Here is a 22,304-nt window from a genome sequence, read left to right on the forward strand (position 1 = left end):
TTGCTTAGGCTCTAGACGAGCCTCTATAGAGTCGATATTATCCCTTAGCTTGTTGTATATCAGGCGCTGCACTGATAAAACTTAGCCCATCCGCTTTCACTTATTTCCTGTTTACCAACCCCTTTAATAAAGGTAATGCAATGATCAAGTCTCCACCTCGTCATGCCCGTCAGTCACGCTTTTTTGTAGGTATTTTAACGACCTCTATCGCTTTATTGGCCTTAAGTGGCTGTAATAACGTAACGCCAAGCGTAAATAACCAAACCACTAAGCAACCGAACGCTGCCGTTACGCCAGCTGTACAAGCAGTCGTTGGAGATTATGCTTCTGAAGGCTATCACAAGCGCGCCCAAGGTTTTGATTGGGTTGGGGTGATGGTACGAGCAGATGGCGCAGACAACGGCGACCAGATTAATATTCAGGTAAGGGCGCGTAGCGATGTGAAAAAACCAAGCTGTCATTTTGATGGTAAGGCGATATTAATGGGTCAAGACGATGCGCACGGTGTTATTTTCCAAAGTAATATCAATGACAGTACAGCGTTCTTTCAATTTAAGGACGACACCTTGTCTATTGATAGTCAAGATAAATACGCCCTGAATTATTTTTGTTCGGGTGGTGGCTCGATCGTTGGCGAGTATCAGAAGCTTGAGGGAGATTTAGAGCTGCATTAACCGCTTTAATGGTTAGCTTTAGATAATAAAAAAGGTGTCAGACGTTTAATCTGACACCTTTTTTAATGCTTTTATTGATGACGATAAAATATTACTTAAACCGCAGAGGCACCGACTAATTTCACCTCAGCACGTTCCTCTTTTGCGATACCAGCATAGTAATTGCGTAAAATCTCTAGTACTTCAGGACGGCTAAAGTTCTCTGGCACGTTCTCATCTTCTGATAATGCCTTACGCAACTTAGTACCTGATACTTTGACATGCTCAGACGCTTCATGCGGGCAAGTTTTGTCTGAAGCCATAGCATTACAAGCATTACACCAAAACGTCCAGCCAATTTTTAACGGCTGAGTAATCAAATCATCTTTACCGACATATTCAAAGATAGTCTGCGCATCAAAGGCACCATAATAATCACCGACACCGGCATGGTCACGGCCGACAATCAAATGGCTACAGCCGTAGTTTTGACGGAATACCGCGTGTAGTAGCGCCTCGCGTGGTCCGGCATAACGCATATCGAGCGGATAACCGGCTTGAATGACGGTGTCTTGTCTAAAATAATTATCAATCAAGGTTTTAATCGCTTCTTGGCGCACTTCAGCTGGGATATCACCTGGCTTTAATGCCCCGAGTAATGAATGAATCAATACCCCATCGCAAATCTCGATAGCAATCTTGGCAAGGTATTCGTGTGAGCGGTGCATTGGATTACGCGTTTGGAAAGCGGCAACCGTTTTCCAGCCCTTAGCATCCAAAATAGCGCGGGTCTCCGCAGGGGTTTTATAAATCTCTGGGTATAAAGTTGGGAACTCGCCCTCGCTTAATACTTCGACACTACCTGCAATGTTTACTTCACCTTGGTTGAGTACTTGTTGTACGCCCGGATGCTCAGAATCTGTGGTGGTAAAGACTTGTTGACACTCATGGGCTTTATCGATGGTATAAGTCTCTTCTACCGTTAAGATGCCCATAATCTCGCCATCTTTCGCAACCAATGCGACTTTATCACCTTGGTTTAGGCTGTCGGCAGTCGCTTTAGGCGCTGATAAGGTGATGGGAATCGGCCAAAACAAGCCAGCATTGTCGCCACTCTGCAGGCGCATATCATCCACGACGCCCTGCCAATCTGCCTGATTCATAAAACCATTTAGCGGCGTAAATCCACCAATACCGAGCATAATCAAATCGCCACGCTCACGAGAGCTTAAGGTAATCGTCGGCAAGCTGCTGGCAATTTTCAATGCTTGGTTGCGGGCATCACCCTTTAATAGTAACGGTTTTAGCTCGCTGCTGCCGTGCGGCGGCACAAGTTTTGATGAGGAGAGATTGGGATTGGTAGATGTCATTTTTAAAACCTTAATAATGAAATTGAGAGATAGTTGGTCAGGAGAATGAGCGCTTAAATTTGATAAACATAGGCTACCTAACTTTGGTTATGAAAATTTATGCTGACTTTGGATATACATATGTCTTAAAGGAATTTATGTTTATAGACGCAAGCTTATATGATGTGACTCTGAATTGTTTACCTTGCGACTGGCAATAAGATCGATTACACACGCAAATCATTTTCGTCGCCGCTTTTATGTTTCAAACAAAATTGAGATTACGTCATGTATCAATATAATTACGCTGACCAAACCTTGGTAGAAGAACGAGTCGCCCAGTTTCGCGACCAAACCGAACGGTTTTTGGCAGGTGAGCTGCCAGAAGAGCAGTTTTTACCGCTGCGTTTACAAAATGGGCTATATATCCAGCGCTATGCACCGATGCTACGTATCGCCGTGCCTTATGGCTTGCTGGCAACCTATCAATTACGCAAATTGGCGGAGATTACCCGTAAATATGACAAAGGCTACGGCCACTTTACCACCCGTACCAATATGCAGCTGAACTGGCCAAAACTTGAAGAAGTGCCAGATATTTTGGCAGAATTGGCATCGGTGCAAATGCACTCGATCCAAACCTCGGGCAACTGTATCCGTAATACCACCACCGACCCTTATGCTGGTATTCATAAGGAAGAGATTGCCGATCCGCGTCCTTATTGTGAGATTATTCGTCAATGGTCAACCTTTCATCCGGAATTTGCTTTTTTACCGCGTAAATTTAAGATTGCCGTGATTGGAACGGCGAAAGATCGCGCGGCGACGCAAGTCCATGATATTGGACTACATTTAAAGAAAAATGACGCAGGCGAGCTTGGCTTTGAGGTGATTGTCGGGGGCGGTCTTGGGCGTACGCCAGTGATTGGCAAAACCATTAATGCATTTTTACCGCGCCAGCATCTGCTCAGCTATTTAGATGCGATTTTGCGTGTCTATAACCTGCATGGTCGCCGCGACAATAAATTCAAGGCGCGTATCAAGATATTGGTCGATAGCATGGGCGGCCCAGCGTTTGCCAAGTTGGTCGATGCCGAATGGGAAGCCAATATCAAAGATGGGCCGTTGACCTTGACCGATGCCAACTTTGCTAAAGCCAGCAGCTTTTTTACTGAGCCTGATTACCTAAGCTTTGATGCACTACAGGTACAGTCGGACTTGCAGCAGCAACTAGAGGCTGATAAAGACTTTGCCAATTGGTATCAGCAAAATACCGTGGCGCATAAAATCGCAGGCTACCGCGCGGTCGTCATTTCGTTAAAAGCGGGCTTAGTCGACGGACGCTACGTACCGTCAGGTGATATTACTGAGGCGCAAATGGACGCCCTCGCCGACCTCGCTGATGAACATAGCTTTGGCGAGCTACGTGGTACTTATCAGCAAAATCTGGTCTTTGCTGATGTACAAACTAACCGCTTGTACGAATTATGGCAGCAGCTGGCTGCACTACATTTGGCCCGTCCAAATATCAACACCCTAACCGATATGATCGTCTGCCCGGGCTGGGATTTTTGTTCGCTTGCCAATGCCACGACCCACAATATCGCTGAGCAAATCGAAAAACAGTTTAATGATCTCGACTACCTTTATGACTTAGGTGAGATTCGCCTCAATATGTCTGGCTGTATGAATGCCTGCGCCCATCACCATACCGGCGATATCGGTATCCTTGGGGTCGATAAAAAAGGTGAATACTGGTATCAAATCAGCCTCGGCGGTAACTCTAGCAACGACGCCAAACTCGGTAAGATATTGGGCAAGGCTGTACCAACCGATGCCGTAGCAACGACGATACAAAAGATAATCGACGTCTACCTTGAGCAGCGCGTCAGTAATGACAATGATGTCGAAGGCTTTGGTGATTTAGTTGACCGTATTGGTATTGCCCCTTTTAAGGAGAAGGTCTATGGCTAATCATCATGTGTTCAATAACGATGGCACCGATATCAGTGAGACTGACACTTGGCTTGCGCTTAGCACCAATGAACTGCCTGATGGTATTACCCTGACCGATATATCACTGCTAGAGCTGCTACAAAAACAAGAGAAACTTGAAATCGTTTTACCGCTTGCTGATTTATTAGATGCTAAAGGCAATATTGCAGGCGGACTACTATTACAAGTACGTGAATTGTTAGCCAAGCATATCAGCCGTACCGGTGTCTGGGTGACATCCGATAGCGACACCGAAGTGCTGACGCGTATTCCAGAGTTTTTATTACAGCAAGATTTGATTGTGATTCACGTCCCCGCTTTCACTGACGGACGCGGTTTTAGTTACGCCCAAACCTTACGCCAAATGGGCTATCAAGGCGAGATTCGTATGGCTGGCAAGTTTGGTCGCGATCAAATCGCCTATCTGCTACGCGCAGGCGCAGACAGTTTTGTGATAAGCGCGCATGACCTGCAGTCTATCTCTGATATCAGCCAAGCATTTAATGCACTTGCCAGTAGTTATGACGGTCGTAACGCCGCCGACTTACCGATGTTTGCTGGTGCTTAATATTCATATTTACCACCCTACTTATTATCAATCATTTATATATTTTTTACCCTTAAGGAATCCATCATGAGCCAATTACACCCAAATTTAGATATCGATCAAGCCAACCAAGAACTAAAAGGTAAATCACCAGAAGAAATCGTCGCATGGGCGCTTAGCCAAGCAAAAAACCCAATTATCACCACCAATTTCCGCCCATATGAGTCAGCGATTTTGCATTTGGTTGCTAAACAGCGCCCTGATATCACGGTATTGTGGGTAGATTCTGGCTATAATACCGACGCGACCTATCAATTTGCCAATAAAGTTATCCGTGACTTAAACTTAAACGTTATCACTTATATTCCTAAGCAAACGGCTGCCTATCGTGACGCAACCATGAACGGTATCCCAGGCATTGATAATCCGCAACATGATGAATTCACTGATCAAGTAAAACTTGAGCCATTTCGCCGTGCGTTAGATGAGCTAAAACCTGATGTCTGGTTTAACGCCATTCGCAAAGATCAAACTGAATTCCGCCAAGGTCTTGATGTGCTTAGCTTATCAAAAGATGGCGTGTTAAAAGTTGCACCTTTATTTGAAAAAACAGACGCGGATTTAGACGTGTATCTTGAAGAGCATGATTTGCCTAACGAGTTTGATTACTTTGATCCAACCAAAGTTGAAGAAAGCCGTGAATGTGGATTGCATACGCAGCTTTAAGCTTTATTCTTAACCTGTGAAATTAAAAAGCCCTCTTATCATTTAAGAGGGCTTTTTACACTTAGATAGCTTAAGCTTATAGCTTTTCAGGACGTTATTTACGATCGAGAATCCAGCCCCCATCCATAAAGACGTTCGAGCCATGCATATAGTTTGAGTCATCAGACGCCAAAAATACCGCGAGCGCTGCAATTTCTTCGGACTTGCCAGCGCGCTGGACTGGAATACGATTTAAGCGCTCATCATCAATACCATCGGTCATAGGCGTTTCGATAAAGCCCGGCGATAGAATATTTACTTTAACCCCTTTACTGCCAAAATCAAATGCCAACTGTTTGGTAAATCCTAACACCGCATGCTTAGAGGTCAAGTAAGCGGAACCGCCGGGACCTGCCATTTGCGTGGCTTGTGAGCCAACATTGATGATAACTCCACATCCTTGCTTGATAAAGTGAGGAATCACCGCTTTTGAGGCGAGGTATGGCGCTTTGGCATTCATTGCCATCAATTTATCGTATAAGTCTTCTTCTAACTCGACAGCATTATCATAAGCGTCATGGATGCCCGCACCATTATGTAAAATGTCAATTTGACCATAAGCTTCTAAGGCTTTATCGACCACCGCTTCAATCTCTGCTTTTTTGGTCACATCGGCATGCACAAAGAGAGCGTCTTGACCTTTATCCGTTATGTCTTTGACAATGCGTTTGCCGTCTTCTTCATCGCGACCCGTGACGACGACCTTTGCCCCTTCGTCGGTATAAGCTTTTGCAGCCGCTTCGCCTAGTCCTGAGGTACCGCCAAATATAATAGCCACCCTGTCTTGTAATTTCATCATGTTCATCCTTGTTTTTTATATTGTAAATTAAACTTTTTCCTATCTGATCACATCTAGGTTAGACATTTTTAATTAGCCAATAACTGGCATATATCTAGCCTTTTGGTTGCATAAATAACGTTTTCTTAACGTTTTATCGGCTAACATTAAGGTATTCTATGGCTTCAAAGCTGGCGCAACATCACATTAAACGTTAAGCCACTCTTTTAACGCTAAACTATGGACGAAGCTGCCCGTCGTTGCGGCTACTTGTGCGCCTATTTATCATCAAGCTCGATCATGGCTTTGCCACACTCATCAATACGGATATTTGATATGCCTTTAATAAAAAAAATCGATTCATTCTATGAAAAACTGCATGATAAATTGCCAGCTGTCGGCAAGGCAGCCTCTTTTTTGACGGGTACTGGCGTCCTCACGGCCAATAGTGCGTTGGTTGGTCTACCGGTCTGGACTATGGGCGCGGCGAAAGTATTGACTGGCTCGAAACTGACCGATGATGCCTTAATTGCAATTACCAAATATTGGATTAATACTAATAATGCCGTGATTGACCACGCGCTACCCCATAAAGACTGGCGCATTAATCTGCCCGACGATTTGAGCGAAGACAAGCAGTATCTTTTGGTCAGTAACCATCAGTCGTGGGTCGATACCAGTATTGTGCAATATATCAGCCAAGATACCCTGCCTCTAACAAGGTTTTTCACTAAGTTTAATCTGATTTACATTCCCGTTATCGGTCAAGCGTTTTACTTTTTAGACTTCCCAATGATGCGCCGCCACTCTAAAGAAGCGATTGCCAAAAATCCTGCCCTCAAAGGTAAGGATATCGAAGAAGCAAATCGTGCCTGTCGTCAATTAAAAAACAAACCCTTTGCCTTACTCAATTATTTGGAAGGCACGCGCTTTACTAAAGAAAAACATGATAAGCAAGGCTCACCTTATCAGCATTTGTTAAAACCACGCGCTGGCGGGTTGTCGTTAGCGCTTAATGCGTTAGGCGATGAATTGGATTCTATTTTAGATATCACTATCGTCTACCCAGACGGCGCGCCTGACTATGATGATTTATGGAAAGGTAATATTCGCCGCTTGGGCGTCGATGTGACTCGCTTAACCATACCAGACGAGTTATTTGCGGCCATCATGGACGGCGGTTATGACCGTGACGAGACTACTAAAAAAATGATGTTTGATTGGTTAGAGGATATTTGGCAACAAAAAGATGCGCGCATTACTAAGATGCTAAGTGAGTTTGAGTAGACTTTGGCAGTACGTTAAACTCTATCCATGTAAATATAAGATTTAGAATCCACATCAGCCACAAGCTTAAAAGTGAGCTTGTGGTTTTTTTCTGCCACGTTTCTACGTTTTTATTCCCCAGCTATTCCACATCTTAGCAAAAACCATCAGCAACATGACAAAAACGAATATGTTAATGCCAATTCACTGCATGAGACGCAGCGCGTGATACCGCATAATGATGACATATTTTATATTGACTGAATCATTGGTGAAGCTATGAACACCTTTCCGCTATTTTTTAAATTAGAAGACCACAAAGTACTGATCGTTGGTGGCGGTGATGTCGCGCTACGTAAAGCAGACTTACTCAGGCGCGCTGGTGCTGCGATCACGATTCTTGCACCAACTATCAGTGCTGAAATACAAGCTTTGCTCAGCCATACTAAGGACAAAGCCAAGCACGAACTGATTTATGAAAACTACAATCAAGCTTATATGACTGGCGCACGCGTTATTATCGCCGCTACCGATGATGAAGCGCTCAATCATCAGATTCACGCTGATGCCAGCGAGCTGAATATTCCCGTTAATGTGGTTGATACGCCGCATTTATGCGACTTTATTTTCCCAGCCATCGTTGATCGTAATCCAATTGTGATTGGCATATCATCCAATGGCAAAGCGCCGGTGCTGGCACGTTTACTGCGCGCACGTTTAGAGACGTTAATCCCGCAAGGTTATGGCAAATTGGCCAAGCTGGCTGGTGACTTTCGGGATGAGGTAAAAACCAAAATCCCAACGCTGACAGGACGTCGTCAGTTTTGGGAGCGCGCTTTTGAAGGTGACGTCAGTCAGCTGATGTTTGCTGGTAATGAAGATGCAGCAGCGGCGCGACTGCAAGCGGATTTAGATAACACTGCATCCGCTATCAATGAAAAAAGTACAGCAGATAATACATCTACAGAATCTCACACCGTAAAAAATCCAATGGGTGAAGTTTATATCGTCGGTGCAGGCCCCGGTGATCCAGAGCTGCTGACCTTTAAAGCGCTGCGCCTCATGCAGCAAGCCGATATCGTCTATTATGATGCGTTAGTATCACCGCAAGTATTGGATTTATGCCGCCGCGATGCTGACAAAGTATTTGTCGGTAAAAAACGTAGCAACCATGCCGTCGCTCAGCTTGGCATCAATGAGCTGCTTGTCAATAGTGCAAAAGAAGGTCGCCGTGTGGTGCGTTTAAAAGGCGGTGATCCCTTTATCTTTGGCCGCGGCGGTGAAGAGATTGAAAGCTTGCGTGCGCATGGCGTCCCTTATCAAGTTGTGCCTGGTATCACTGCTGCTAATGCTGCTGCAAGTTATGCAGGTATTCCTTTGACGCACCGTGATCACTCGCAGTCGGTACGTTTTGTCACGGGGTTTTTGAAGGCTGGCACGCCAAACAGCAACTTTAAAAGCTTTTTAAATACCGACGAGACGGTGGTGTTTTATATGGGGCTGCATTCACTACCACGCTTGACGACAGGTTTGATTGATGCTGGACGTAGTAGCGATACCCCTATCGCCATTGTCTCTAATGCCAGTATGCCCAATCAGCAAGTTTTGACTGGTACGCTTGCCAATATCGTTGAGTTGCAAGAACAAAACCAGCTACCCACGCCTGCTCTGCTGATTATGGGAGATGTGGTTGGACTGCATCATGATCTGGCTTGGTATCATGTAGACAATGAGCAAAACAACGAAAATGCTGCTGATACTGATAACAATTGGTTGCGCGGCGGCAAGACAGCGGCGGCAAAAGCCCCTACTAGCCAGCAAGCACATGCGCTATCAATGGTCGCTAATTTGGCGACCGCTGATGATGTGGAGCAACTAGTAATTGGTTAAGTGCGATTAAGGTCAAGCGACTATCGAGATTGTCGATTCATTACCAAAATACTTTTCCTCAATACATAATGCACATGAAATATCTGTTACTATTCCATCAATGCCATGAGATTATTACATATGATAAACAGATATTTTCTCCTAATTACTATCGTAGTTCTATTTCAGTTTGGTTGCACTAATAAAACAGTAAGTAATACTTCTAACCCAGTGATAAGAACGAAAAACTCACTCGATCTCTTCTCTTATTATGATGAAAGTAATAATTTTCAATTAACTGCATTATTATCAGGTACATTTACAATGAAGAATGGCTGTCTTTTATTTGGCGACGAAGATGATTATATAACCCCAGTGTTTAATACGAAAGCTACTAATATCAAAGTTGACTTAGATTCAAAAACTGTAATCTTAAATGCAATAGCAGTTCCATTTGATACAGAAGCTTTCGCAGGGGGCGGTTTTATTGATAAGAAAAATCTTCCTGAACTTAAAACTACTGGCGATGAAAAATGCTTAACGGATAGAGTAGCAACTATACATTCTATTGAAGTCCTAACTCCTGAATTGCGTAGAAAATTCTTACTTGATTGGGACGATAAGCCAAAGCTGTAATGAAATTCAATATCAACACTTAGTGTTAATAAAGAGTTAGTTTTTGAGTTTGGTTAACTGTGATAGGATGCGCAAGCCAAGCATTAGAAAGCTCACAAATTTTCATAACAAGTCATAATGCATTAATACTCTAAGCAATATCTAATAGAGGTTTTTGTAATCCTTACTCTATAGTCCTTTTCTTCTCAATTATCTTTATCAGCTTACTATAAAACGACGATACATCAGCAGTAGATTGGTGATTGTTGTATTCTTGATAAGCAAGGTATACTTGTAATGAGGCTCATAATCACAGCCCTCTATACCACTATAGCGATACCCATTTTCTTGCATTTGATGAGCATTTTACTGACCAAAGTTGAATTTACTCATCAATGCTGAATAAGTCTTTCCGTCTTTTTCACAGTGAATCAACCATAAGGTTATAAGCACAGCAAACCACAGCAATTCTTGCTAGAATAATCGCAGTCTTCTAACCATTATTAAGTTCACTTATGCCTGCATTTGCTATTAAACCGCTTACTATTCTTCATACCTCCGACTGGCATTTGGGACGCAGACTTTATGGGCGCATGCGTTATGAGGAATTTGAAGCCTTTTTAAGTTGGCTACAAGAGACCATTAGCGCGCAAAAAGTGGACGTACTTATCGTAGCTGGCGATATCTTTGACACCATGACGCCAAGTAACAGAGCCCAAGCGCTGTATTATGAGTTTTTAGGTAAAGTATCAAAATTGTGCTGCGAGCATATAGTCATCGTCGCGGGCAACCACGACTCCCCGACTTTTTTAGATGCCCCCAGTAAAGTCTTAAAGTTTCTAAATGTCCATGTCATCGGTACTGCTTGTGACGATTTAAATGATGAAGTGTTGGTTTTAGACGCGATTGATGGCACACCGCATTGTATTATCGCCGCTGTACCCTATCTGCGCGACCGCGATGTGCGTGGTAGCCATGCTGGCGAGTCAGCGGATAGCAAAGATACCAATGTTATCAAGGGTATTCGAGCGCATTATGATGAAGTGGCTAGCATTGCCAAAGCAAGACAGGAGCATTTAAGCGACGCTCATCAGCGCCATATTCCTATTATTGCGACGGGACATTTATTCGCCGCAGGTAGTAAAACTACAGAAGATGATGGCGTGCGCGATCTTTATGTTGGCTCGCTCGGTCAAATCTCCGCTGATATGTTTGATGAGTGCTTTGATTATGTGGCACTGGGGCATTTGCACGTACCGCAACGCGTCGGCGGCTGTGAGCATATCCGCTATTCAGGCTCGCCTATCGCCATGGGTTTTGGCGAAGCAAAGCAGCAAAAACAAGTGTTGTTGGTAGAGTTTGGCGAAGTAGAAAAATCTTTATCTGATGAAAGTACTATTCTTCAGCCTGCCAATACTACAAGTAAGGTTGAAAAAGTCGCGAAAAAAGCAGCCATTCAGACGCCTGAATTTATGGATGATTTATTTGGCTTTGTTGAGCAAGAAGAAAGCGCCGCAATTAACGTCGATGAAACGTCCTTTACTCAGTCAAAGGCGGTACAGCCTGATTCCACTTTTACAATGTCTGATTTAACTTCCCAACGACTGCATCATGATGAGTCACGGCAAATGCAGGTAATCTCGCTGCCGATTCCTTGCTTTCAAAAATTGGCACAAATAACAGGCGATTTGACGACCATCGCTGCTACGATAAAATCATTAAAGCCCTCAGAGTCTATTTGGCTAGAAGTGATTTATGACGGTGACGAAATCGTCAATGAGCTGCGTGAAGAAGTAAACGCCATGATAGAAGGCTTAAATTGTGAAGTGTTACTAACAAAGAATCCGCGTAACTATAATAAAGTCCTCAATCAGCAGCAATCTTCTGAAACCTTACAAGATTTAAATGAGCTTGATGTGTTTGATAAATGCTTAGAAATCAATGGCATTGCCGGTACCCAAAAAGCCTCATTACGCAGCGCCTATCAGCAGATACTCCATAATATCTACCATGATGACGCTCAAGCTGAATAAATGAGCGCTGAGCGCGGCATCAAAACATAAGTTCCAAAGCCCAATCACAACCATCCATTCAAACGACAAAGACCGACACATGCGCCTAATCGAACTGCGACTCAAAAACTTAAACTCTTTAAAGGGCGAATGGCATATCGATTTCGCTGATTCCGCGTTTATCAATGAAGGCATATTTGCTATTACTGGACAGACCGGCGCTGGCAAGACCACGATTTTGGATGCGATTTGTCTGGCGCTATATGGTGAGACGCCGCGAATTAATAACATCAGTAAAAGTAGCAACGAGGTCATGACGCGGCAAACGGCAGAGTGTTTCGCGGAAGTGGTCATTGATTTAAATGGCACGCAATATCGCTGCCGCTGGGGACAGCGCCGCGCTTATGGCAAGGCGGATGGTAACTTGCAAGATGCTACCCATGAGATTGCTTTGGTAACGCCTAAAACTAACCATCAAAATAATGCCGATAACAAAGATGACAAGCTTAAAGGCGATGAAATACTAGAAAGCAAACTCTCACGCACCAAAGAAAAAATCGTTGAGCTGACACGAATGGATTTTCAGCAGTTCACGCGTTCAATCTTACTGGCGCAAGGGAGTTTTTCCGCGTTTTTAAAGGCTAAGGCCGATGAGCGCGCCGATATCTTAGAAAAAATCACGGGTACAGATATCTACGCGACGATATCGACCCATGTCTTTGAAAAAAAACGCGCGGAAGAAGAAATTTTAAATAAACTACAGTTTGGCTTAGATGGTTTAACTTTGTTAGACGCCGATGAAGAAGCGCTGATTAACGAAAAATTAACCTCGCATCAAACCGCGCAAATCAAGCAGCAACAACAGTATCAACGTCTGCAAGTGCAAGTCAACTGGCTCGATACGGTGGCAGAATTAGAAAAAAACGTCGATAATCATCAAAACGAGGTTACGGTTGCCAAGCAAGCGCAGGCAGATTTCGCTCCTAATGCTAAGCGTCTTAACGCCGCCAATAAAGCCTTGGAGATTGACAGCCAATACAGCCAACTTGCCCATAATCGTAATGACGTTAAACGCTTGCAAAATGATCAGCAGGCACTAAACCATCAGTTGCCGCAGCAACAAGAGCGCCTTGCGCACGCGGTGAATACGCTAAAAGCAGCTGACGCTCATACGCAGAGCGCCTATAACGAGCTGCAAATCACGTTACCAAAAATTGCTCACGCTCGTAAGCTCGATGGCGCAATCGCCCAGCAAATGCAGGCGTTAGACGATCAGCAGCAAAGAAAACAACGCCTAGCGACCAATACGCAAGGCTTACGCCAAGAGATAGAAAATCATACCGTCCAATTCAATCAGGACAAAGCCCAGCTAGCAACGATAGAAAAATACTTGATTGACGCCGCCGCTTTGCACGATATAGATACCGATGCAGCAAATTTTGATAGTCATGGCAGCCGCCTAAAAGCGCTGCTGCAAGACAATGCCGCTTTGGCAAACGAAAAAACTGCTCATCATCAGCAATCAAGCCAATATCAAACCAATCTTGATCAATGTCAGCAGCAGCAAGATGCGACCAACGCTTTGATTGCCAAAGCGCGTGAAGCGCTAGCCACTTTGCAAAAACAGCAGGCAGCATTAACCCAAACGCAGTCATTGGCTGCTATACGTGATGAGCAAGAGCAGATTGAGCACACGCACAGCCAGATAGAGCAAGTGAGCTCTAAGGCACAGCAAATTGAAGCGCTTGCTAGCCAAATCAATAAGATAAACACTGCCCTGCCGACCATTAATGATACCTTGACCAAACTGGCGGCGAGCATTACTGACAACGAAGCGCTTATGGCAGACGCCAAAGACCGACGTCAAGATAAGCAAAAGCTGCTCGATTCATGGCAACAGGTTGCCAGTTTAGAGCGTTATATTACCCAACTAAAAGAGGGCGATCCTTGCCCGCTTTGCGGTGCGCGCGAGCATCCTTATGGCGCCCATCATCCTGTATTGAACAAAGAGCCATCCGAAGTGGCTCAAACGCAGCAGCAAATAAGCGAGCTGGATACGACGATAAATACGCTAGAACAAACCATCTCCAAGCAGCGTATTGAATATGCCACCACACAAAATCAGATTAAGCAGTTGCACGAGCAAAAAACCCCACTCTATGAGCAGATAAAAAAACTGGGCGCGGACAGCAATGACTTAATACAGCCGCTTTTGGCTAAAACCTATTCTAACGCCGTGACTGAAAGCATGACTCAGCTTGGCCAAATTGGCATAGATATGGATTTGTTGAGTGAACAAATAGCTGACGACTCAACAGATTGCACACTGATAAAAGAGCGCTTAATAAAAGATGGTTTGTTATTGCTAGAGACGATTAAAGACCAACTCAGTAAGCGCAAGCAGTCTTTAAAAGACACGCTTACACAACATGAAGCACTAAGCGATGAGCTTGCTAAAACAAACAAAACCATTGAGACGTTTGAAAAGCAGCAGTATCAGCTTGCCACTGATATTCATGAGATTAAGAGCAATAGTCAAATAATCACGCTGGCTTTGGATGCTATCGAGAAAAAAATCTCGACGAATTTTGCCGAATTAACGCAGCTTAAAGACGCTATATTGGCGATATTAAATAAATACCTTGCGGGCAAGTATGAGCTAGATGCCTTTACCAAACCTGCTGCTTTACAGCCGCTGCTAGCGAGTATTGACCAGCAAGTTATGCTAAATAAAGCTGACTATGAGGTTCACCTTGATACGCTGCGTCAGCAGCGTAGTAGTTTAGTGCAACTAAAGCAGCAGTTTACTGCTTATAAAAATGCCCAACAAAACCTAATCACTGCGCTTAGCAGCATTACCGTGCAAATCGAAACCAAGCAAGCCCAGTTGGATAAACAAAAGGTTGAGCTTGATGATTTGCTGCAAGCAATTATTGCGAAAACCGAGACACTGGCACAATTAACCACTGAGCGGCGTGATATTTTTGCAGACAATATTTTTGCAGATAACGTGCCGAACATTGGTGTTGATAATAGCAACATGAATATCAATCCTGATGCAGAAGAAGCAAGGTTACGCACTGTCCTTGAACAGGCGCACAGCGAACAAGCAGTAGCGCAGCGGCAATTAGATAGTGCTGAGCTCACTCTCAAACAATTACAACGACAGCAGCAGTTGCTTGCCGAGCAATTAACGACCGCTAGCACTGCTATGACGACGCAAGAAGATATTTTTAAAACAGCGCTCGCCAGCTCTGACTTTAGCGATGAAGCAGCATTCATGCGCGCGCGCCTGCCAGCTGCCGAGCGTCATCACTTAACCGAGCAGCAGCAGCAAATCAACGATACGCTCAAGCAAGCGCAATCCCTATTGACTCAAACCTTGCAAGCACTGGCGGAGAAAAAAGCCAACCCTTTAACCACTGAAGATAGAGAGTCGCTGGCTGAGCAGCAGCAATTGGCACAAAATGAATTGCAGCGCTTGATTGAAGCAATCGGCGCCATGAGCCAACAGCTCAAAGACAATGAAGAGAAAAAAGGCAACCAGCAGGCTCAGCGCCAAGCCATTGCTCATCAAAAAGACACCTTGCAAGTCTGGCGACAGCTCAATGAACTGATAGGCTCAAGCAGTGGCAAAAAGTATCGTACCTTTGCCCAAGGTCTGACCTTTGATATCATGGTGACCCATGCCAATGCCCAGCTGCATAAAATGAGCGATCGCTATTTGCTGGCGCGTGACGACAATAGTCCGCTCGAGCTCAATGTCATTGACAACTATCAAGGTGGCGAGAGACGCAGCACTAAAAATCTCTCTGGCGGTGAAGGCTTTATTATCAGCCTAGCATTAGCGCTCGGACTGTCGCAGATGGCCAGTCATAATATTCGCGTCGATTCGTTATTTTTGGACGAAGGCTTTGGCACCCTTGATGAGGAATCACTGGATATCGCCCTCGATACCTTGACCAGCTTACAGCAAGAAGGCAAATTGATTGGCGTCATCTCGCACGTGCAGGCGCTAAAAGAGCGTATTTTGACCCAAATTCAAGTCACTAAGCTCTCAGGTGGCTTTAGTAAAATCACTGGACAAGGCTGTTATCATATTGCCAGTTAATGGCTAAAGTAATTTTAAGGTGGCACATTTATGCATACTCTATTTAAAATTATTTATATTAATGCGCGTTTGCTTATTGCTTTTATATTTACTATTACTGCTTCTACTTTAAGTTTGACGACTGCGCAGGCGACGATTAATTGCGCCGGAACTCTACCCAGTAGCTACTTTGAGCGTATTGAAAATAATACGCCGTTTGCTGGCAAGTTGATCGAACAAGCTGACGGGTCGCAGCAGCTGCAAGACCTAAGTGGTCAGATCGTCATGGATAATCTGTCCGATGCTTATATCGTAATGGACAGCTATGTGCTTGCTAAGCAGGATGGTAAATACGGCGTTATCAATGCTGCTGGCAAGATCATTGTCCCTTTTGACTATGACGCTATTCAAACCGAGCCGGATATCGCAACCAGCTTTATTGTCAGCGTCAAACCATCAGATGCGACAACCAGACAAGGTATTATTAATCGTCATGGCGACTGGATTTTTCCACTCACCGCGGCGCGTATCGAGCATGCGCACTACGATTCTGATCATGACCAAGATTATTTTAAAATGACTAGTGATCAAGGGCGTACAGGACTGCTTGATGATAAAGGCTACTGGGCAATCGTGCCAAAGTATGAGGCGATTCATCCGTTAAATGCTTGTACAGGTCAGCTTTTATATTTACAAGTAAGCTTAAACGACGAGACCGCGCTCATTGACCAAAACAATGACGTTATTATTCCTTTTGCCGCCCATCAACATATCGAAGCGTTTAATACTTCTGCTAAGCCGCCGCTATTTTTGCGTAGTACGTTAATCGATGGTAGCACCGCTACAGGCATGAGCGAAGATATCCAAGACGAGATTGTTAGCGCGCAGATTATCGATGCTAATGGTAAGTTAATCCTTGCATCAGACGCCCCCATCAGAAAGCTGCTATACCATCAGCTTTATACTTATAAGCAAGCGGGCAAGTTTGGCATTATAAATAATAAAGGCAGTGTAATACTCAAACCACAATTTGCTAGTTATCGTGACGATGGTGAGAAAGTGTGGGTTGAGAAGAACGGCAAAATGCGCCGTTTAAATACCTTTATAACCTTAAATTAGCCTTTTTAGTTTTCTTTTTATTATTGAAAAACAAAAAATCACCGTTAACTCATAACGGTGATTTTTTTCTATAAACATATAATCTGGATTTTCTGTAATTTGCTATCTGACTTATTTTTTAGCTTATTACTTACTTACCAGCCCACTCAGCTCACTCATCAATACCGATAATGTTGATAAACTCATATCACTTTCATCATTGCTATCAATTTTTTGCATCTCAGCGGTGATGGAATCAAGCTGACTTTCATGACGCGATTTCCAGTCATTAAAGGCTTGTTTGGCATCAGGCTGCTTTAATAAAGTATCCATCAGCATACGCAGACTGCGCGAAACTTCGTTGACAAGGGCATGACGCGCACGGCGATCCCAGTAGTCTTGCTGCGGTAAGGTGGCGATATTGTCCATCATCCAATCTAGCTGCAAAACGTGATAGGCCTCAAAGTATAAAGTGGCAATCTCATCGACTGGGCGCTCATACTGCTCAGCCAACAGCGCTGCATCTAGGGCATCGACATGGTACGGCAACATCGCGAACATCGCCGCGTCATCCGCAGACAGCTCATTTTCCGTTAAGCTTGTGATGTCTTCTTGCAAGTACTCTGAGAATTGCTGCTCGATAAAACCGCCTGCTTTGGTCAATTTCTCCACACTGTCTTCAAAGCGCTCGATCATATCGGCAACTTGCAAGTCCTGCCCAAAGGCATTGATAAACCACACTACGCCATTTTCAAGCGCATCACGCAAACGCAGCTCAAGCTCGAGTAGCAAGGTCGCATCGACTTGGTTGTCTAGTGACTCAAGTTTTTCCCAAGCTTTGGATACATGGAAGACATCACGAGCAATTGCATAGCCGCGCGCAATCGTAGCAAGCGTTTGCCCCGTTTCCTCAAATAAACGGAATAAGGCTTCGATACCCAAACGGTTGACGATGCTATTGGTTAAATAAGTACTGATGATTTCACGGTGCAAGCGATGTTCTTTCATCTCATCAAAGAAGTTTGCTGCCAGCTCATCAGGGAAGTATTGGCGCAGCTCATTAACGAAATACGGCGCATCAGGCAAATCTGACGCCAACAAATTATCGTACACCCACATTTTGCCGTAAGCCATCACAACTGCCAGCTCTGGATTGGTGAGACCTGTGCCCGCTTTTTGGCGTTTGGCGATTTCTTCATCCGATGGCAGATATTCAATGGCGCGATCAAGACGACCTTCACTTTCTAACATTTGAATAAAGCGTTGATGGTCACTTAAATTTGCCGCCGCGCGTAGATGGCTGAGCTCAAGCGCCTGTGGTTGTAGATAGTTTTGGCGCAGTACCAATTCAGCGACCGTATCGGTCATAGACTCTAAGAGCTCATTACGCTGCTTGAGCGTCATGTCGCCTTGCTCGACCACTTTACCCAGTAAAATCTTAATATTGACTTCATGATCCGAGCAGTTGACGCCGCCTGAGTTGTCAATGGCATCAGTATAAATGCGCCCGCCCGTTTGTGCGTATTCGATACGCCCTTGCTGGGTAAAGCCTAAGTTACCACCTTCGCCAACGACCGCCGCCCGCAGCTCACCACCGTTGACGCGCACGGCATCATTGGCGCGGTCACCAACATCGGCATGACTTTCATTGGCGCTTTTCACGTAAGTTCCGATACCGCCATTCCAAATCAAATCAACTGGCGATTTTAGCAGCGCGCTGATTAACTCGTTGGGTGCAAGGCTATCTTCACTGATATCAAATAATGCTTTCATCTCAGGACTGATGGCAATGGTTTTATCTTGACGTGAGAACACGCCGCCACCTTGGCTAATGAGCGATTTTTCATAGTCGTCCCACGTTGAGCGCGGCAGATTAAATAGACGCTCACGCTCGACATAAGACGCGGCGGTATCTGGGTTTGGATCGATAAAGATATGCAAATGGTTAAAGGCTGCGACCAACTTAGTATGTGTGGATCTGAGCATGCCGTTACCAAAAACGTCGCCGCTCATATCACCGATACCAACAACGGTAAAGTCATCACGGTTTTGGATATCCATACCACGCATACGGAAGTGGCGCTTGACCGACTCCCAACCACCGCGTGCGGTGATACCCATGGCTTTATGGTCATAGCCAACCGAGCCACCTGAGGCAAAGGCATCGTCAAGCCAGAAGTTATACTCGCTTGATAAGGCATTGGCAATATCTGAGAAAGTAGCGGTACCTTTATCGGCGGCAACCACTAAATACGGGTCGTCCTCATCATGACGTACGGTGTTGGCTGGCGGGACAATTTTGCCATCGACAATATTGTCGGTCACATCAAGCATACCGCGCAGGAACGCTTGATAACAGGCGATGCCCTCTGCTTGGAAAGCTTCACGGCCATCAGCCATGGTTTTGGTCTTGACGATAAAACCGCCTTTGGAGCCAACCGGGACAATGACCGCGTTTTTGACCATTTGCGCTTTGACTAGACCAAGTACTTCGGTACGGAAATCTTCCATACGGTCCGACCAGCGCAGCCCGCCGCGAGCGACTTTACCGCCGCGTAAATGCACCGCTTCAACGCGCGGTGAATAAACAAATATCTCAAACATAGGCTTAGGTTTGGGTAAGTTTGGAATATCTGCCGCCAAAAACTTAAACGATAAACGGTCTTTACGTTGACCATCTGCTTCTCTTTGATAGAAGTTGGTACGCACCATGGCATTAATCAAATCTAAATACCAACGCAGGATACGATCTTCATCTAAACTACTGACACCAGCCAAGGCGCTGTTGATTTGCTCTCGAGTTTGACTGGTTTTGCTGGCGCGCTCCTCTTCACTGTATTTAGGATTCATGCGCGCATCGAATAGCTCGCTTAAGGCAATGCTAATGGCACTATTTTTTACCACGGTTTGCTGAATATAAGCACTAGAGAACGGTGCTTTTGCTTGCATCATATAACGTGATAAGGCACGCAGTACCACCACATCATACGTGTCGAGTTTGGTGGTTAATACCAGCTCATTAAAGGAATCACTCTCAACGCGCCCTGCCCATATTTGCTTAAGGCTGTCTTCAAACTGCACGCGTACCACTTGCATATCGATGGTGTCAACATGTTCCAATACCAGCTCATACTCTTGCATCCAAATCGGCTGCTCTGGTAAATAGAACTCATAGGTTTGGGCAGAAATGACCGATACGCCAAAGTTTTCTAGTACCGGCAAGACTTTTGAGAGAATCACAGGGTTTTGGCGACCATATAGTTTTAGGTGCAGCTGATTGCTGGCGCCGCCCGTTGACTTATATAAATGCCAAATCATTGGCTGCTCGTCATTTAAACTCGCCAGACGTTTGGTATCTTCGACCGCCGTCCGCGCATCAAAGCGTTCTTGATAGGCTGCTGGAATATAGCTTAAGAAGCGGCGCATTAAGGCATTTGCTTGCTGCTCGCCGACATTATCGAGCAGCATTTTTTGATAATTATCGCGCCATGATTGCATAAGAGCCGACAGCTTATCTTGTAGCGCCGCCGTATCCAAGTCATTTACTTGACCGGGTATCGTACGCACATGGACGTGGACGCGGGCGTGTTCTGATTCGTTAAATTCCGTGGTAAAGCCAGATGACGTACCGCCGTAAGCGTCTTTTAAGACGTTTTGTACTTTAATACGCAGCTCGGTATTGAATTTATCACGCGGGATATAGACCAAGCAGGATACAAAGCGCTGATAATGATCGACTCGGCTAAATAAACGCAAGCTTTTTTTATCTTGCAATTGGCTAATACCAGAGACGATAGGATATAACTCTTCAACGCTGGCTTGAAACAAATCATCGCGCGGTAAAGAGTTAATCACATGCATCATTTTATGATACGCATGACCATCACGTGGTAAATCCGCCATCGCCATGATTTTATTGGCTTTTTCACGTAGCAGCGGAATCTGTTGTACGCTTAGCTGATAGGCTTGCGCGGTAAAGAGACCAATAAAGCGATATTCGCCAATCAGCTTGCCATGGTCATCAAACTTATGAATGCCTAAAAAGTCCATGTATACCGGACGATGGACAGGTGATACACGGCTTGATTTAGACAACATCAATACGCGTGGCTCGGTTAATAGTTTTTTTAGATTATGAGGCAACTCATCAAAGCTTTTTGATAACGTATCCTCACTACCGCCGCGCAACAGGCCAAGCCCACTATTACCAATGGCAAATAAGTCTAAATTGTCATCATTTTCTAAGCGGTACTCGCGATAGCCTAAAAAGATAAAATGCTCATCTAATACCCAATCCAAAAACGCTTGAATTTCTTGCGGCGAATAATACACTTCGGGTAGATTTTGACCAGCCAGCTCCGCTTTTATATCGGTCAGCTTGCCGCGTATCTGCTGCCAGTCATCAACGACGATATCAAGGGTATCGATTTTTGCCAGCAGCATCTGCTTTAATGCCGCCAACTCGTCATTGTTTTGATAAGCGATTTCGCAATGAATCAAAGACATTTTTGAGGTGTCGCTTTCATGAGCACTTTCGACATGAGTGATATCACCATTTTCATCGCGCTCGACGCCAATAATAATATTATAGGTACGATGGACGTCGATACCTTCTGTTTCCAAGCTCATTAAAATGGTATCGACCAAAAATGGTCTGTCGTAAGCGACTATTTGAATAACCGTATGCGAGCTATGAAAATGCTGCTCTTCTGCGATGGGGTTTAAAATAGCAAGCTGCGGCTGACTGCCGTCATAGGCTTTGAGCAAGGTAAAATGATGCAGCGCCATACCAGCCAAATCCATATTACTGATATCTTTCGCCACTTCTTGATGCAGCGTCTGATAATAGCTATTAATAAAATGGTCAAATAGCGATTTGTCTTTTTGTACATAACTGGTGGCAATATCGCTTATCTGGCTGATCCGCTCTTTTGCGATATTTAAGTTGTGAGGCATATCCATTGTCCTTTGTTATAGGTTTGTCGTTCTCGTTTTTGCAATAACCAATCATTGGTATCTACTAGTGCCAACCTATCAAAGTGTAACGCACTGCGGCGTCTAGCAAAAGCGTACAACATCATTTCATGAATCACTAAAATGTCGATAACCTTTGATAATGAGACAGTTAAAGATAGAGTATTTAGTAATTAAGACAATAACACCCTAACCTCATCTAAAACTTGCTAGCAGGTGGATACTCATGACAATCATGGCGTTTTTTTGTTAGAATACCGCAGTATATTGCAGCAAATTTTGCTGGCTCGCTA

Annotated in this window: 13 protein-coding genes; 10 read left to right on the plus strand and 3 right to left on the minus strand. The window is 44.6% G+C overall.

Going from position 1 to position 22,304, the window contains the following annotated elements:
• The first annotated feature begins 140 nt into the window (after positions 1-140).
• Positions 141-674 carry a hypothetical protein gene (locus JMX70_RS07020; protein ID WP_201590794.1) on the plus strand — a complete coding sequence of 178 codons (534 nt, stop codon included), beginning with the start codon at positions 141-143 and terminating at the stop codon, positions 672-674.
• Positions 675-769: 95 nt separating this feature from the next.
• On the opposite strand, the gene sat is transcribed toward JMX70_RS07020, so the two are convergent.
• Positions 770-2,023: a sulfate adenylyltransferase gene (sat, locus tag JMX70_RS07025; protein WP_201590797.1), complete on the minus strand. Its 1,254-nt coding sequence runs from the start codon at positions 2,021-2,023 to the stop codon at positions 770-772.
• Between the two features lie 267 nt (positions 2,024-2,290).
• Here sat and JMX70_RS07030 point away from each other — a divergent pair, with 267 nt between their 5' ends.
• From JMX70_RS07030 to JMX70_RS07040, 3 genes are all read left to right on the plus strand, one after another.
• Positions 2,291-3,976 (plus strand): nitrite/sulfite reductase, encoded by a 1,686-nt coding sequence (locus tag JMX70_RS07030; protein ID WP_201590800.1) that lies wholly within the window; start codon positions 2,291-2,293, stop codon positions 3,974-3,976.
• Positions 3,969-4,565: a DUF934 domain-containing protein gene (locus JMX70_RS07035; protein ID WP_201590802.1), complete on the plus strand. Its 597-nt coding sequence runs from the start codon at positions 3,969-3,971 to the stop codon at positions 4,563-4,565. Before JMX70_RS07030 ends, JMX70_RS07035 begins: the two co-directional genes overlap by 8 nt.
• Positions 4,566-4,631: 66 nt before the next feature.
• Positions 4,632-5,270 (plus strand): phosphoadenosine phosphosulfate reductase domain-containing protein, encoded by a 639-nt coding sequence (locus JMX70_RS07040; RefSeq protein WP_191689862.1) that lies wholly within the window; start codon positions 4,632-4,634, stop codon positions 5,268-5,270.
• A 94-nt stretch (positions 5,271-5,364) separates the two neighbouring features.
• Here the strand turns inward: JMX70_RS07040 and JMX70_RS07045 are convergent, their stop codons facing one another.
• On the minus strand, positions 5,365-6,108 hold the full coding sequence (locus JMX70_RS07045; RefSeq protein ID WP_201590805.1) for an SDR family NAD(P)-dependent oxidoreductase: 744 nt from the start codon (positions 6,106-6,108) through the stop codon (positions 5,365-5,367).
• A gap of 315 nt (positions 6,109-6,423) precedes the next feature.
• Between JMX70_RS07045 and JMX70_RS07050 the strand changes: the two genes are divergently transcribed.
• The 6 genes from JMX70_RS07050 to JMX70_RS07075 all read left to right on the plus strand — a co-directional run bounded on the left by JMX70_RS07050 (position 6,424) and on the right by JMX70_RS07075 (position 17,058).
• Complete coding sequence (locus JMX70_RS07050; protein WP_201590807.1) at positions 6,424-7,374, plus strand: acyltransferase; 951 nt, start codon at positions 6,424-6,426, stop codon at positions 7,372-7,374.
• Positions 7,375-7,632: 258 nt separating this feature from the next.
• Positions 7,633-9,243 (plus strand): siroheme synthase CysG, encoded by a 1,611-nt coding sequence (gene cysG / locus JMX70_RS07055; protein ID WP_201590809.1) that lies wholly within the window; start codon positions 7,633-7,635, stop codon positions 9,241-9,243.
• Between the two features lie 120 nt (positions 9,244-9,363).
• On the plus strand, positions 9,364-9,858 hold the full coding sequence (locus tag JMX70_RS07060; RefSeq protein ID WP_201590811.1) for a hypothetical protein: 495 nt from the start codon (positions 9,364-9,366) through the stop codon (positions 9,856-9,858).
• Between the two features lie 494 nt (positions 9,859-10,352).
• Positions 10,353-11,870, plus strand: a complete 1,518-nt coding sequence (locus JMX70_RS07065; RefSeq protein ID WP_201590813.1) for an exonuclease SbcCD subunit D C-terminal domain-containing protein — start codon at positions 10,353-10,355, stop codon at positions 11,868-11,870.
• Positions 11,871-11,949: 79 nt separating this feature from the next.
• Positions 11,950-15,960, plus strand: coding sequence for an AAA family ATPase (locus tag JMX70_RS07070; RefSeq protein ID WP_201590815.1), 4,011 nt, complete (start codon positions 11,950-11,952; stop codon positions 15,958-15,960).
• A gap of 30 nt (positions 15,961-15,990) precedes the next feature.
• Positions 15,991-17,058 (plus strand): WG repeat-containing protein, encoded by a 1,068-nt coding sequence (locus JMX70_RS07075; protein WP_201590817.1) that lies wholly within the window; start codon positions 15,991-15,993, stop codon positions 17,056-17,058.
• 126 nt (positions 17,059-17,184) lie between these two features.
• On the opposite strand, the gene JMX70_RS07080 is transcribed toward JMX70_RS07075, so the two are convergent.
• Positions 17,185-21,993, minus strand: a complete 4,809-nt coding sequence (locus JMX70_RS07080) for an NAD-glutamate dehydrogenase (RefSeq protein ID WP_201590819.1) — start codon at positions 21,991-21,993, stop codon at positions 17,185-17,187.
• Positions 21,994-22,304: the final 311 nt, after the last annotated feature.

Source organism: Psychrobacter pulmonis (assembly GCF_904846465.1).
In the GTDB taxonomy this organism is placed as follows: Bacteria; Pseudomonadota; Gammaproteobacteria; order Pseudomonadales; family Moraxellaceae; genus Psychrobacter; species Psychrobacter faecalis.